The organism is Amycolatopsis acidiphila (assembly GCF_021391495.1).
Classification (GTDB): Bacteria; Actinomycetota; Actinomycetes; order Mycobacteriales; family Pseudonocardiaceae; genus Amycolatopsis_E; species Amycolatopsis_E acidiphila.
In genome coordinates, this window is record NZ_CP090063.1 from 1,303,817 (window position 1) to 1,317,880 (window position 14,064).

Annotated in this window: 10 protein-coding genes and 1 pseudogene; 6 read left to right on the plus strand and 5 right to left on the minus strand. The window is 71.0% G+C overall.

Translation table 11 applies throughout. The features are described 5' to 3' along the window. Together LWP59_RS06365 and LWP59_RS06370 are read right to left on the minus strand one after the other, a co-directional pair. Complete coding sequence (locus tag LWP59_RS06365; protein ID WP_222425571.1) at window positions 1-1,209, minus strand: cysteine desulfurase-like protein; 1,209 nt, start codon at window positions 1,207-1,209, stop codon at window positions 1-3. A 3-nt stretch (window positions 1,210-1,212) separates the two neighbouring features. Continuing rightward, the gene (locus tag LWP59_RS06370; protein ID WP_144639746.1) at window positions 1,213-2,166 is read right to left on the minus strand and encodes a GlxA family transcriptional regulator; all 954 of its coding nucleotides are present in this window, start codon (window positions 2,164-2,166) and stop codon (window positions 1,213-1,215) included. 462 nt (window positions 2,167-2,628) lie between these two features. Here LWP59_RS06370 and LWP59_RS06375 point away from each other — a divergent pair, with 462 nt between their 5' ends. From LWP59_RS06375 to LWP59_RS41365, 6 genes and pseudogenes are all read left to right on the plus strand, one after another. After that, window positions 2,629-3,462 (plus strand): AraC family transcriptional regulator, encoded by an 834-nt coding sequence (locus tag LWP59_RS06375; RefSeq protein WP_144639748.1) that lies wholly within the window; start codon window positions 2,629-2,631, stop codon window positions 3,460-3,462. 92 nt (window positions 3,463-3,554) lie between these two features. Beyond that, entirely contained in the window at window positions 3,555-5,471 is a 1,917-nt protein-coding gene (locus LWP59_RS06380; protein WP_144639750.1) for a maleylacetate reductase and hydroxyquinol 1,2-dioxygenase domain-containing protein, read from the plus strand. Window positions 5,472-5,475: 4 nt separating this feature from the next. Next, window positions 5,476-7,200 carry an FAD-dependent oxidoreductase gene (locus tag LWP59_RS06385; RefSeq protein ID WP_144639752.1) on the plus strand — a complete coding sequence of 575 codons (1,725 nt, stop codon included), beginning with the start codon at window positions 5,476-5,478 and terminating at the stop codon, window positions 7,198-7,200. Between the two features lie 438 nt (window positions 7,201-7,638). Further along, window positions 7,639-8,472 (plus strand): protein kinase domain-containing protein, encoded by an 834-nt coding sequence (locus tag LWP59_RS40905; RefSeq protein ID WP_373299692.1) that lies wholly within the window; start codon window positions 7,639-7,641, stop codon window positions 8,470-8,472. A gap of 47 nt (window positions 8,473-8,519) precedes the next feature. Then, window positions 8,520-8,984: pseudogene (locus LWP59_RS41360) on the plus strand (serine/threonine-protein kinase); the annotation flags it as partial. Continuing rightward, window positions 8,976-9,647, plus strand: coding sequence for a cellulose binding domain-containing protein (locus LWP59_RS41365; RefSeq protein WP_444541911.1), 672 nt, complete (start codon window positions 8,976-8,978; stop codon window positions 9,645-9,647). The pseudogene LWP59_RS41360 and the gene LWP59_RS41365, both read left to right, overlap by 9 nt. Window positions 9,648-9,649: 2 nt before the next feature. On the opposite strand, the gene LWP59_RS06400 is transcribed toward LWP59_RS41365, so the two are convergent. From LWP59_RS06400 to LWP59_RS06410, 3 genes are all read right to left on the minus strand, one after another. Then, entirely contained in the window at window positions 9,650-10,420 is a 771-nt protein-coding gene (locus tag LWP59_RS06400; protein WP_144639754.1) for an SDR family oxidoreductase, read from the minus strand. An 84-nt stretch (window positions 10,421-10,504) separates the two neighbouring features. After that, window positions 10,505-12,676, minus strand: coding sequence for a 1,4-alpha-glucan branching protein GlgB (glgB, locus tag LWP59_RS06405; RefSeq protein ID WP_144639756.1), 2,172 nt, complete (start codon window positions 12,674-12,676; stop codon window positions 10,505-10,507). 3 nt (window positions 12,677-12,679) lie between these two features. Then, complete coding sequence (locus LWP59_RS06410) at window positions 12,680-14,062, minus strand: maltokinase N-terminal cap-like domain-containing protein (protein WP_144639758.1); 1,383 nt, start codon at window positions 14,060-14,062, stop codon at window positions 12,680-12,682. Between the last annotated feature and the right edge of the window lie 2 nt (window positions 14,063-14,064).

The window sequence follows — 14,064 nt, forward strand, 5'->3', positions numbered from 1 at the left end:
CTATGCATGTCGCACACCTTCGAGGAGGCGGTGCACGTCGTTCTCGTTCGTGTAAGGGGCGATGCCCGCGCGGACCGCGCCGGTGTCGCCGAGGCCGAGGTGACGGGAGCATTCGATCGCGTAGAAGCTGCCCGCCGGCGCGTTCACCTCGCGGGCGGCGAGGCCGCGGTAGACGTCCGCGGACGGCACGCCCTCGACGGAGAACAGGACGGTCGGCGTGCGGCGCCGGGTTGGTGAGCCGTACCGCGTGACGCGGGGGATCTCGGCGAGGCCGTCGTCGAGCAGGCGCAGCATGCTGTCCTCGTACTCCTCCAGGGCGCGCATCGAGTCGAGCAGCCGCGCGCGGCGGGTCCCCTCGCCCGGCGCGAGCCCGGCGAGGAAGTCGATGGCCGCCGTGGTTCCGGCGAGCAGTTCGTAGGGCAGCGTGCCCAGCTCGAAGCGCTCGGGCACGGCGTCCGTCGACGGCGCGAGCTTGTCCGGGTGCAGGGTTTCCAGCAGTGCCGGGGAAGCCGCGACGAGGCCGAGGTGCGGGCCGAGGAACTTGTACGGCGAGCAGCCGAAGAAGTCCGCGCCCAGCGCCGCGACGTCGACGGGCGTGTGCGGCGTGAGGTGCACACCGTCCACATAGCACAGTGCGCCCGCTTCGTGCGCCTTCGCCGTGATCGCGGGCAGGTCGGGCCGGGTGCCGAGCAGGTTCGACGCGGCGGTCACCGCGACCAGCCGCGTCCGGTCGGTGAGCAGACCCGCGATGGCGTCGACGGGCAGTTCGCCGGTGGCCGGGTCGAAGTCCGCCCAGCGCACGGTGGCGCCACGGGCCTCGGCGGCCTGGACCCACGGCCGGATGTTCGCGTCGTGGTCCAGACGCGTCACCACGACTTCGTCACCGGGCCCCCAGTTCTTGGCCAGTGCGCGGGAAAAGTCGTAGGTCAGCTGGGTCGTGCTGCGCCCGAACACGATGCCGCCGGGCGCACCGCCGACGAGATCCGCCGCGGCCTTTCGCGCACCAGCGACGACCTCCTCGGCGCGCCGCTCGGCCTTGGTCACGCTGCCCCGGTTGGCGATCGCCGAGACCAGCGCCGAGGCGACCGCTTCGCCGACCACGTCCGGGACCTGGGAGCCGCCGGGGCCGTCGAAGTGCGCGGCGCCCTCTTCGAGCGCGGGGAAGTGCTTGCGTACCGCGTCCACGTCATGAGCCACGGCCGCCAGCATGCCTCAAACGGGGGCGAAAGTCCGCCGGTAGTCGTGCGGTGAGACGCCCACCACGCGGTGAAAATGGTGCCTGAGCAGGGCGGCGGTCCCGAAACCGCACTCTCGCGCGATCTCCTCGACGCTCAGCTGGGTCTCCTCGAGCAGGGCGCGTGCGTGCAGCACCCGTTGCGTCGACAGCCACTTGTGCGGCGTCGTCCCCGTCTCGGCGACGAACCTCCGGGCGAACGTGCGCTCGGACATCTGCGCCCGGCGCGCGAGAGAGGTGACGGTGTGCTCGTCGGGGAGGTGCTCCAACATCCACGCGAGCACGGGTTGCAGGCTGTCGCCGGTGCACTCGGGCATCGGCAGCTCCACGAACTGCCGCTGGCCGCCGTCGCGCTGGGGCGGCACCACCATCCGGCGCGCGATCGCGGTCGCGGCGGCGGAGCCCAGCTCCCGGCGCACGAGATGCAGGCAGGCGTCGATCCCGGCGGCCGTCCCCGCGCTCGTGATGAGGTCGCCCTCGTCGACGAACAGCACGTCCGGGTCGATCTTCGCCTCGGGGAAGCGGTCCTCGAGATCCTTGACGCTGTGCCAGTGCGTGGTGCAGTGGCGGCGGTCGAGCAGGCCGGCGGCACCGAGGAGGAAGGCGCCGCTGCAGACCGACAGCAGGGTCGCGCCGCGGGCGGCGGCCTTCCGGAGCGCGTCGAGCACCGCGGGCGGGTACTCCTCGCGGATGGTCGCGGCGGGCACTGCGACCAGATCCGCGCCGTCGAGCCCGTCCAGCCCGAAGGCCGGGGTCATCTGGACGCCGGGCACCGAGGTGGCGAGCGGTTCGCCGGGGCGCTCGCCACAGACGCGGAACTCGAACCTCGGCACGCCGTCCTCGGTGCGGTCGATGCCGAACACCTCGCAGATGACGCCGAACTCGAACGGCGCGAGGTCGTCCACCAGCACCACGGCGACTGTTTTGAGCATGGCAGGATCTTATCGTAGTTGGTCAGATCTGCCACTGTTGGCAGGAATGGGTGCGCGAACAATTGGTGCCATGACGAACCTGATTGTTTTCCTCGCGGTCCTGGCCCTTCTCGGATACGCCATCGAGCGCAACCACCGGCGCCGGCGCCCTGGCCGGTCGAACGGCAGTGTGAACTATGAAGACCGTGACGAGGCGCGGATAACCGCCGACCTTCGCGGGCTGCCGCCGGGGACCTCGCGCGGAGCGCGAGGTGGGCCGCCCCACCCCGATCTTTCATCGTTCAGGACGCGGGAATCGGGGTAAGGGGGCGGCCGGGCGCGGCCATCTTGGCTGCCGTTGCCGGGGTCGCCGTGGCGGGGTGGTTGGGCGTGCGGGGTTTCTGTGGCCGGTCAGGACGAGGACACTGACTCGGCACCTTCCGCGCTCTAGACTCGTGGTACCTCGACGCGGAGGAGGTCGACGTGGCCGAGCTGGGGTTGGCCGACACGAACGGCATCCTGCGCCTGCCGTGGGTGCGGCCCGACCGGTCCAGCGCCGGCCTCGGCTGGTCCGACCTCTACGTCTCCACCCAGTCGGAGACCCCGTACCGGGCGAGCTTCGACGCGGCCGGCACACACCTGGTCATCCTGCATCTCGGCGGCCCGGTCACCGTGCGCCGCGGGCGTGACCAGGTCCGCCGGATCCAGGCGGGCGGGCTCTTCATGCATCCGGCAGGCCGGGACCTGACCGTCGAGCTGGGCGGCCCGCTCGACACCGTGCACGCGTACCTTTCGGCCAAGGCCCTGCCGGGGGAGCTGAACGAGGAGCTGGGCACCGCGGACCCGCTCGTCGAGCAGCTGATGCTCACCCTCGACGGCGTGGTCCGGCAGTGGGAGCCGGCCGCGCGCACCTACGTCGACCATCTGACCGGCCTGTTCGCCGCACATCTCGCGCACCACTACAGCCCGGCCCGCACGCGGCGGGACAACGGGCGGTTGTCGGAGCACCAGCTCGCCGCGGCGAAGGAGCTCATGACCGAGCGGCTGGCCGAGCCGATCCCGCTCACCGACCTCGCCGCGGCCGCGGCGCTGAGCGTCAGCCAGTTCACCCGCCGGTTCAAGGCCGCGACAGGCGAACCGCCGCATCGCTACCTCATGCGCCTGCGCGTCGAGCAGGCCTGCCGCCTGCTGCGCGCGGAGGGCCTGAGCATCCCGGAGATCGCCGTGCGCTGCGGGTTCACCCACCAGGAGCACCTGACGCGGGTGATGCGCACCCGGCTCGGGACGACGCCGGCCGCCTACCGCAGGGGCATCTGACGCCCCTTTCGTGCAGAAGGATGCGGTGAACGTGCAGGCGCCCGGGGCAGCGGCCGCCTGATACTCGGGAAGAGCACAAAGGAGTGAAGGCGATGCGGAACTTCGTGTACTCGACGCACCCGGCACGGGTCGTGTTCGGCCCGGCGGCGAAGGTGCGCGAGGAGGTCGAGCGGCTCGGTGCCACCCGGGTCCTGCTGCTGTCCAGCCGTTCGGCGAACGTCGAACCGGTGCGCAGCGCGCTCGGGCCCCTGCTGGCCGCCGAGTTCGACGGTGCCGTGATGCACACCCCCGTCGAGGTCACCGAGCAGGCGCTCGAATCGGCGAAGGAGGCCGACTGCCTCGTCGCGGTCGGCGGCGGCTCGACCACCGGCCTGGCCAAGGCCCTCGCCGCGCGCACCGACCTGCCGCAGGTGATCCTGCCGACGACGTATGCCGGTTCCGAGGTCACCCCCGTCCTCGGCGAGACCGAGAACGGCCGGAAGACCACGCGCTCGTCGGAGACGATCCTGCCCGAGACCGTCATCTACGACGTCGAGCTCACCAGGTACCTCCCCGTCCCGCTGTCGGTCACCAGCGCGCTCAACGCCATGGCACACGCGGTCGAAGCGCTCTACTCGCCGCAGGCCAACCCGGTCGTCGAAGTCATGGCGCTGGACGCGATCAAGCGGATCGCGCGCTCGCTGCCCGTGCTCGCGGCGGAACCGTCCGATGTGGACGCACGGACGGACCTGCTGGAAGCGGCTTGGCTCGCCGGGATGTGCCTGGCCGGCGTCGGCATGGGCCTGCACCACAAGCTGTGCCACACCCTCGGTGGCTCCTTCGACCTTCCGCACGCCGAGACCCACACCGTGGTCCTCCCGCACGCCATGGCGTACAACGCGTCCGCCGCGCCGGAGGCGATGGCGCGTATCGCGGAAGTGCTCGGCGTGACCGACGCGCCCAGCGGCGTCTTCGACCTCATCAAGAACGCCGGCGGCCCGACCTCGTTGCGTGAGCTGGGTTTCGCGGAGTCCGACATCGCGAAGGCCGCGGAGCTGGCGACCGCGAAGCCGTACCCGAACCCGCGCGAGCTGACCCGCGACGGCATCGAGGAACTGCTGCACGCGGCGTGGCGCGGCGACCGGCCGGGCGGCGGCCACACGATCCCCGACCTCGGCTGGCTGACCGCGCAGGTGGTCGCGAGCTTCGACCGCACGCCCGACCAGCGGGTCAAGCAGCTGGTCACCGACCTCGTGCGGCACCTGCACCACTACCTCGCCAAGAACGACGTGACCCAGGAGGAATGGCACTACGCCATCGAGCTCCTGACCCGCACGGGCCACATCACCACCGACACCCGCCAGGAGTTCGTGCTGCTCTCGGACGTCCTCGGCGTGTCCAGCGCGGTCGACGTGCTCACCAACTCCCGCACCCCGGACACGACCGCGTCCGCGGTGCTCGGCCCGTTCTACGTCGAGGGCCCGCCCGCCGCCGAGCACGGCACGGACATCGCGCGCGGGCTGCCCGGCACCCCGCTGTGGGTCGACGTGCTCGTCACCGACACCGAGGGCAAACCCGTGCCGGACACCGTGGTCGACGTGTGGCAGTCCAATGAGGACGGTTTCTACGACGTCCAGCTGCCCGACCTGGACGGCCCGGTCCTGCGCGCCCGGTTCCACACCGACGGCGAGGGCAGGCTGCGGTTCTGGTCGATCCTGCCCAGCGAATACCCGATCCCGGACGACGGCCCGGTGGGCCAGATGCTCGTGGCGACCCGGCGGCACCCGTGGCGCGCCCCGCACCTGCACTTCATGCTCCTCAAGCCCGGCTACTCGCAGCTGATCACGCAGCTGTTCGTCCGCGGTGGCCCGTACCTCGACGCGGCCGGGGGGCGGGGGGACACGGTGTTCGGCGTCAAGGACGAGCTGGTCGTCGACTTCGTGCCACAGCAGGGCGCGACACCGGACGGCCGCGTGATCGACGGCGAGTGGCGGCGGCTCGACTTCACCTTCAAGATCGCACAGGAGTAGCGCGATGACCTACGACGCCGACGTCCTGGTGGTGGGCAGCGGCCCGGCCGGCGGCTCGGCTGCGCTCCTGCTCGCCACGTACGGCGTGCGGACGATGCTGGTCAGCAAGTACGGCTGGGTCGCGAACACGCCGCGGGCGCACATCACCAACCAGCGCACGCTGGAGGTGTTGCGGGACCTCGGCGTCGAACAGGAGGCACTCGCCGCGGGCACGCCGCAGGAGCTGATGGGCGACACGGTGCTGTGCACGGCGCTCACCGGTGAGGAGATCGGGCGCATCCGTACCTGGGGGACCGGTCCCGCCTCGCTGAGCGAGTACGCGTCGGCCAGTCCCTGCGGCATGATCGACCTGCCGCAGACATATCTGGAACCGATACTGGTGACCAACGCCGCCGCCCGCGGTGCGAAGGTGCGGTTCGACACGGAGTTCCTGTCGCTGGAGCAGGACGACGACGGTGTGACCGCGAGGCTGCTCGACCGCGTGCGCGGCGACGAGTACACGGTGCGCGCGCGGTACCTGATCGGTGCCGACGGCGGCCGCAGTCTCGTCGCCGACCAGCTGGGTCTGCCGATCGCGGGGCAGAGCGGCAAGGCCGGCAGCATGAACATCGTCTTCAAGGCCGACCTGTCCGAGCACGTGGCGCACCGGCCGAGCGTCCTGTACTGGGTGATGCGGCCGGGCGCGCATCTCGGCGGCATCGGCATGGGCCTGGTCCGGATGGTGCGGCCGTGGCACGAGTGGCTGCTGACCTGGGGCTACGACATCGACCAGGCGCCGCCGGAGGTCGACGACGCGGCCGCCCGGGAGATCGTGCACGACCTGGTCGGGGACCGGTCGGTGGACGTCGAGATCACCTCGACGTCGTTGTGGACGGTCAACCACAGCTATGCGACCGAATACTCGACGGGCCGGGTCTTCTGCGCAGGGGACGCCGTGCACCGGCACCCGCCGTCGAACGGCCTCGGCTCCAACACCTCGGTCCAGGACTCCTACAACCTGGCGTGGAAGCTCGCGATGGTCGTCCGCGGCGAGGCGGGGCCGGGCCTGCTGGAGACCTACACGGCGGAACGCGCGCCGGTCGGCAAGCAGATCGTCGACCGCGCGAACCTCAGCCGCGACCAGTTCGGCCCGATCTTCGAGGCGCTGGGCATCGCGGGCGGCAGTGACGACGAAGGCATCGTGGCGGGCCTGGCCGCCTGCCGTGCCGAGGACGCGGAAGGCGTCAAGCGGCGGCAAGCCCTCGATGAGGCGATCCAGCTGAAGAACTACGAGTTCAACGCGCACGGCGTGGAGCTCAACCAGCGTTACGTCTCGTCCGCGGTGCTGGACGACGGCAGCCCGGCGGAGGAGTGGGTGCGCGACCCGGAGCTGTTCCACCAGCCGAGCACCCGGCCCGGCGCCAAGCTGCCGCACGCGTGGCTGGTGAACGAGCACGGTGGCCGGATGTCCACATTGGATCTCGTGGGCAAGGGCCGGTTCACGCTGGTGACAGGTGTCGCGGGCGGTGCCTGGCGGCAGGCCGCGGACGACGCCGGGATCGGTTTCGTCCGCATCGGCTCGGCCGGTGCGCGCGACGCGTACGGCGACTGGGGGAGGCTCTCCGGCATCGACGAGGACGGCTGCCTGCTCGTCCGGCCCGACGGCTACATCGCCTGGCGCAGCCCGAAGCTGGCACGCGGGCAAGCGGATGCGTTGGCACAGGCCATTTCCCGCGTTCTCCACCGGTAACGAGGCGGAACTCGCGTTTTCCGGCGAACGTTTCCGGACCTCGCCGTTTTGTCGGTGCCTCCTGGCATAGTGGCGGTAAGTCCACGAGCCAAGGGAGTAGAAGTGTCCATTGTAGTCGTCAAGCAAGTTCTTCGGCAGCAGGAATCTCGTTGTGCGGCGCGTGGTTCCTCTCCAGTTGGATGGGCAGGTGCGGGTTCACGACCCCCGTCGGTGCGTCCATTCGGGCGACGGGCGCCTGCATCGGACGGCGTAGGCGGCTGCGGGGGCAGGCCGCCGTGACGAGGTGACGATCCCTCGCGGTGCACAAGTCTTTGATCAAATTTCCGGTCGGTGCCGAATCAGAATGGAGGTGTGCGAAGGGATACGACGACGAACTCACGTCTTCCGCACCGCGGCTACCTAGATTGTCCGTTCAGGGACCTCGGGACCGGAGGAGACGTGACCGGCGAAGGCGAGCTGCTCGCAGGACGGTACCGGCTGCTGTCCCGCATCGGCCGTGGGTCGATGGGCGTCGTGTGGCAGGCGCGGGACGAGCGCCTGGACAGGATCGTCGCGGTCAAGGAGCTTGTGCTCGGCGACGGTGTGGGCGACGAGGCCGCTCAGCAGGCGGTGCGACGCGCCGTCCGCGAGGGGCGGCTTGCCGCGCGGTTGCGGCATCCGCACGCCATCACTGTGCACGACGTGGTGGAGCACGACGGGAAACCGTGCCTCGTCATGGAGTTCCTGCCGTCGCAAAGCCTGGCCGCGCTGGCTGCGGAGGCTGAGACGTCGGGCGAGCGCGGTGGCTTGGCTACTGGCGGTGGTGCGCGGTCCGTCGATCCTGGTGTGCTGGCTGCTGGTGGTGGCGCGCGGTCCGTCGATCCTGGTGTGCTGGCTGCTGGCCGTGGCGCGCGGTCCGTCGACCCCGGTGGGCTGGCTGCTGGCCGTGGCGCGCGGTCCGTCGACCCCGGTGGGCTGGCTGCTGGCGGTGGCGCGCGGTTCGCCGACCCCGGTGGGCTGTCTGCCGGCGGCGGTGCGCGGTCCCTCGACCCTGGTGCGCTGTCTGCTGGACGTCCCGGCTTCTCCGGCGAGTCCGGTGGGTCCTCCAGCGATCCGGCGGGTCGGCTGCCGATCCCGGTGGGTTGGCTGCTGGCGCTGATGGGCGGTCCGTCGATCCCGGCTGCCCGCCTGCCGACCGTGGCGGGTCGCCTGCCGGTGCCGGTGGGCTGGCTGCCGAGGACCGGGCGCGGTCCCTCGACCCTGGTGCGGTGCCTGCCGTCGACGGGGCGTTGACCGACCGTGGTGGGTCTGCTGGCGAGCGTCGAGGGCCGGGCGGTGGTCGCGGTGGGCTGTCACCTCAGTACGTGGCCGGCATCGGCGCCCAGGTAGCGGCCGCCCTTGCGGCGGCGCACGCCGAGGGAATCGTGCACCGCGACGTGACGCCGAGCAATGTCCTGGTGACGCACAACGGAACGGCGAAGCTCGCCGACTTCGGAATCTCTCGCGCGGTCGGCGAGGGCACGTTCACGGACGGTGGTGTCATCGCGGGCACTCCGGCGTTTCTAGCGCCGGAGGTCGCGGGCGGAGCGGATGCCGTCTTCGCGTCCGACGTCTTCTCGTTGGGGGCGACGTTGTACGCCGCCGTGGAGGGCACGCCGCCGTTCGAGCGCGACGAGAACCCCTACGCGCTCCTGCAACGCGTGGCGAGAGGTGAGATCAGGCCGCCGCGGCAGGCCGGTCTGCTCGCTGACGTGCTGAACCGGATGCTGCGGCCGGACCCTGTCGAGCGACCGGGGATGGACGAGGTCGGGGAGGCGTTGACGGCGGTCGCGGCGGGCAAGCCCGTGCCCCCGCCACGGGATCCGACCTTGTTGCTGCCCACGCGACGCGGACCGTCGCGGCGGCTGCTGGTCGCCGGGGTCAGCGCGGTGGCGCTGGTCGCGGCCGGTGTCCTCATCGGCAGCGTGATCAACGGCGCCGACCGCCCAGCGAGTGCCGGCGCCGCGCCGGCCACCACCGCACAAGTGCCGCCGAGCCGGGCAACACCCCCGAATCCGGCGCAGCCGAGCGTGCCGCCGAGCCGGGCAACACCGAGCCGGGCAACACCGCCGAATCCGGCGCAGTCCAGCGGGGCCTCGGCGGGCACGAGTACCGCCGCGGCGCCGGTCTGCACCGCCTCCTACCGGGTCACGAACGCCTGGCCGGACGGGTACCAGGTCGAGGTGACCGTCCGCAACGAGGACGGCCGTGGGGTCACCGGCTGGGCGGTCAGCTGGCAACTGCCCCCGACCCACACGATCGTCAACCTGTGGGGCGGCATCCCCACCCGAGCCGGTTCGACCGTCACCGTCACGGATGCCGGCTACAACGCCGTCCTCGCTGCCAACGGCACGACGAGTTTCGGCTTCATAGCGAGCACTTCGGGCGACGGGCCCGCCCAGCCGGACCTCAGCTGTTCCCGGTCCTGAAGCTATCCCGCCGAGATGCCGCCGTCCACGGTGACGATCACGCCGGTCGTGTAAGCCGAACGGCCGGAGGCGAGGAAGGCGATGAGATCTGCGATCTCGCGCGGCTTGGCGGGACGGCCGAGCGGGAGGGACGACATGAACTCCTCGTACCGGTTCTCGTCGCCGAACTGCCTATCCGCGCGAGTTTTCATCAGCTTGACGATGCGTTCGGTCTCCACCGGCCCCGGGTTGACGCCGACGACGCGCACGCCCTCGCGCAGGCTGCGGCTACCCAGCGCGCGGGTGAACGCCATCAGCGCCGCGTTGCCGCTGCTGCCCGCGATGTAGTCGAAGTCGAACCGTTCCCCGGAGGCGCCGATGTTGTTCACGATGACGCCCCGCCCGCGCTCCTTCATCCGGGCATAGACCAGGCGGCTCAAGTTGACGTAGCCGAAGACCTTGAGCTCCCACGCGTGTCGCCACGTCGCCTCGTCGACAGTGTCGAGGCCGCCGCCGGGGATGTCGCCCGCGTTGTTGACGAGGATGTCCAGCTCCGGGACCGCGTCCGCGAGCCCGGCGAGGTCCGCCGGGTCGCGCAGGTCTGCGGCGTGCACGTGTACTTCCACCTCGTGCGCGGATCGCAGCTTTTCGGCGAGTTCGTCCAGTTTGGACTTGCCGCGCGCGGCCAGGTGCAGGGCGCAGCCCTCTTCGGCCAGCGCCTCGGCCGTCGCCGCGCCGATACCGGCGGAGGCGCCGGTGACCAGCGCGCGCTTCCCCCGAAGGTGGAGATCCATGGAGTTCCTTCGCTTGACAGTGCTGTTGGTTCGAGTCTTGCCAGAACCAACAGCACCGTCAAGATCCGCCGCGGCGCCGGCCCGTCACTCCGGCGTCAGCCATAGCACGCCCGCCGGAGGCAGCTGCAGCACAGCGGACGCCGGCATGCCGTGCCAAGGTGACGGCGCCGCCTCCACCATGCCGTAGTTGCCCACACCCGAACCGCCATAGATGTCGGCGTCGGTGTTCACCGCCTCGCGCCAGCGACCTGCCATCGGCAGGCCCACGCGGTAGTCGTGGTGCGGCGTCCCCGCGAAGTTGGCCACACACGCCAGTTTCGAGCCGTCCTCACCGATCCGGAGGAAGCTCACCACGTTGCCGTTCGCGTCGTTCGCGTCGATCCACTGGAAGCCCTCGGGCTTCGTATCGGCGCTGAACAACGCGGGGGACGACCGGTACACCCTGTTCAGATCCGACAGCAACCGCCGGATGCCCTGGTGCAGCGGCTGGTCCAGCAGGCCCCAGTCCAGCGACCGCTCCTCCGACCACTCCTGCTCCTGTCCGAACTCGCCACCCATGAACAGCAGCTGCTTGCCCGGGTGCGCCCACATGAACGCCAGCAGCGACCGCACCCCCGCGGCCTTGTTCCACGCGTCGCCCGGCATCCGGCTCCACAGCGAACCCTTGCCGTGCACCACCTCGTCGTGCGACAGCGGCAGCACGAAGTTCTCGCTCCAGGCGTACACGAGCGAGAACGTCATCTCGTTGTGGTGGTACGACCTGTGCACCGGCTCGTGGGCCAGGTAGTGCAGCGTGTCGTGCATCCAGCCCATGTTCCACTTGAACCCGAACCCGAGCCCGCCCAGATGCGTCGGCCGCGAGACGCCCGGCCACGCCGTCGACTCCTCGGCCACCATCACGACGCCGGGGTGTCGCTTGTAGACGGTCGCGTTCAGCTCCTGCAGGAACCGCACGGCATCCAGGTTCTCGCGCCCGCCGTACTGGTTCGGCACCCACTGCCCCTCCTGGCGCGAGTAGTCCAGGTACAGCATCGACGCGACCGCGTCCACGCGCAGCCCGTCGAGGTGGAACTCCTCCAGCCAGTACAGCGCGTTGGCCACCAGGAAGTTGCGCACCTCGTTGCGCCCGAAGTCGAACACGTACGTGCCCCAGTCCGGCTGCTCGCCACGCCGCGGGTCCGCGTGCTCGTACAGCGGCGTGCCGTCGAAGCGCGCCAGGGCCCAGCTGTCCTTGGGGAAGTGCGCCGGTACCCAGTCGACCAGCACCCCGATCCCGCGCTGGTGCAACCGGTCCACGAAGTACCGGAAGTCGTCCGGCGAGCCGAAGCGGGACGTCGGCGCGTAGTACGACGTGACCTGGTACCCCCACGAGCCGCCGAACGGGTGCTCGGCGATCGGCAGCAGCTCCACGTGCGTGAAACCGGTCTCCTGCACGTAGTCCGCCAGCTCGTCGGCCAGCTCCCGGTAGCCGAGCCCCTGGCGCCACGACCCGAGGTGCACCTCGTAGACGCTCATCGGCGCGTTCGTCCAGGTCGTGACCGCGCGCTCGGTCAGCCACTCGTCGTCGCCCCACTCGTAGGACGACTCGGCCACCACCGACGCCGTCTTCGGCGGCTTCTCCGTCGCGAACGCCAGCGGGTCCGCCTTCTCGTGCCAGTGCCCGTCGGCGCCGAGGATCCGGTACTTGTAGCAGCTGCCCACGGGCAGGCCCGGGATGAAGATCTCCCACACCCCGGACGAGCCGAGCGACCGCATCATGTGCGACCGGCCGTCCCAGCCGTTGAAGTCGCCGATCACCCGCACCCCGCGGGCGGTCGGCGCCCAGACCGCGAACGAAACTCCTTGCACCACGCCATGAGCGGTGTCGTACCTGCGCACGTGTGCCCCGAGCACGTCCCACAGCCGCTCGTGCCTGCCCTCACCGATCAGGTGCAGGTCCAGCTCGCCGACCGTGGGCAGCCAGCGGTACGGGTCGTCGAGCTCGACGACGTGCCCGTCGAGGTCGACCTCCAGGCGGTAGTCGCCGGGATGCTCCGGCACCGCGCCGGAGAACAGGCCGTCCACGACGCGCGTCAGCTCGAACTTGTGGTCCGCGGCCACGACCGTCACCGAGCGGGCGTGCGGCTGCAGCGCCCGGACGACCACCTGGCCCCCGGCGGTGTGCATGCCGAGGACCGAGTGCGGATCGTGGTGCGACCCCGCCAGCAGCCGGTCGATGTCCGCGGGGGCCGGGGCTCCGTCGGGCAGTTCGGTCACGGGTTACTCGCCTCCTGAGCTCATCCGCGCGATCGACGCGAGCGGCACGCTGAGCCATTCCGGCCGGTTCGCGTGTTCGTAGGCGACCTCGTAGACCGCCTTGTCCAGTTCCAGCGCCCGCAGCAGGTGCGCGTGCGAGCGGGGGTCGCCGATCGAGTCGCCGGCGTTCTTCGCGTAGCCGTCGCAGAACGAGGTGCGGTTGCGCCGCGCCCACTCCAGCGCCCGCTCGGTCAGCTTCGGGTCGTCCGGCTGCCCGACGAGCATCTGGTGCGCGGCGTAGTCGAACGAGCGCAGCATCCCCGCCACGTCCCGCAGCGGCGAGCGCAGTGCCGACCGTTCGCGCACCGGCGCGGCCGGCTCGCCCTCGAAGTCCAGCAGCAGCCAGCCGGTGACGGTCCGCAGCACCTGTCCCAGGTGCAGGTCGCCGTGGATGAACTGCATGGGGACCGGGCCCTCGACCTCGCGCACCTTCTCGAACGCGGCACGCAGGGCCGGGGCGTGCTCGCCGAGCTGCGGCACGACCTCGATCACCGCGTCGAGCCGGTCCGTCATGCCCTTCACGGTGCGGTCGAGCTCCTCGGCGTCCGCGAGCTGCTCGCCGAGCGCGCGCCGCAGGTCGTTGTGCACGGTCGCGACGGCCTGGCCCAGCCGCTGCGACTCACCCGCGAAGTCCCCGCCCACCTGGTCCGGCGGCAGCTCCGGGTCCGCCATCAGGTCGCGGACGCTGGTGGTGGCCATGGCCCAGCCGTCCACCGCGTCGGTCACGAACTTCTGCAGCATGCCGACCGTCGTCGGCTCGCCGTCCAGCTCGCCGGTGATGCTGCCCAGCAGGGGCGCGATGTGCTCGGACCCCTGCTCCTGCAGCGCCCGGTGCAGCCGCACGTCCGGGTTCTCCCCGGGCGAGAGCTTGCGGAACAGCTTCAGGATGTACTGGCTGCCGTAGACGAGTGAGGTGTTGCTCTGCTCCGAGGTGATCGGCCTGCCGCGCAGGCCGCCGGTCACCTCGGCGCCGGGCTCGTGCTCGAACTTCAGCGATCCCAGCTGGGCGCCCTCGGCGATGAGGTCCAGCAGGCGGCCGGTCACGTCGGCGTCCCCGCTGGCCTCGTAGCAGGGGCGGCCCTGCTCGGTGCCGAGCCAGCTCGAGCCCAGGTACTCGGGCAGCTGCTCCCTGCTGGCGACGAGCAGCTGGTAGGGCGCGGTCCGGTCGTCCTGGCGCACCTCGACGATCAGGTGCAGGAGCAGCGGGTCGCCCTCCAGCAGGGTCGTTCTGCTCATCGCGCGCACCGCGGTGATCGGGCGGTCCTTCCCGCCGAACCACCGCTGGGTGGGCAGCCACCTCGGGAGTTCGCGTACCAGGGATTCGATCAGTTCAGCCGAATCGTTCACCG

Coding starts and splice junctions, on each gene's coding strand:
- LWP59_RS06365 (WP_222425571.1), bottom strand. CDS start 1,209: ATGCTGGCGGCCGTGGCTCATGACGTGGACGCGGTACGCAAGCACTTC.
- LWP59_RS06370 (WP_144639746.1), bottom strand. CDS start 2,166: ATGCTCAAAACAGTCGCCGTGGTGCTGGTGGACGACCTCGCGCCGTTC.
- LWP59_RS06380 (WP_144639750.1), top strand. CDS start 3,555: ATGCGGAACTTCGTGTACTCGACGCACCCGGCACGGGTCGTGTTCGGC.
- LWP59_RS06385 (WP_144639752.1), top strand. CDS start 5,476: ATGACCTACGACGCCGACGTCCTGGTGGTGGGCAGCGGCCCGGCCGGC.
- LWP59_RS41365 (WP_444541911.1), top strand. CDS start 8,976: ATGGACGAGGTCGGGGAGGCGTTGACGGCGGTCGCGGCGGGCAAGCCC.
- LWP59_RS06400 (WP_144639754.1), bottom strand. CDS start 10,420: ATGGATCTCCACCTTCGGGGGAAGCGCGCGCTGGTCACCGGCGCCTCC.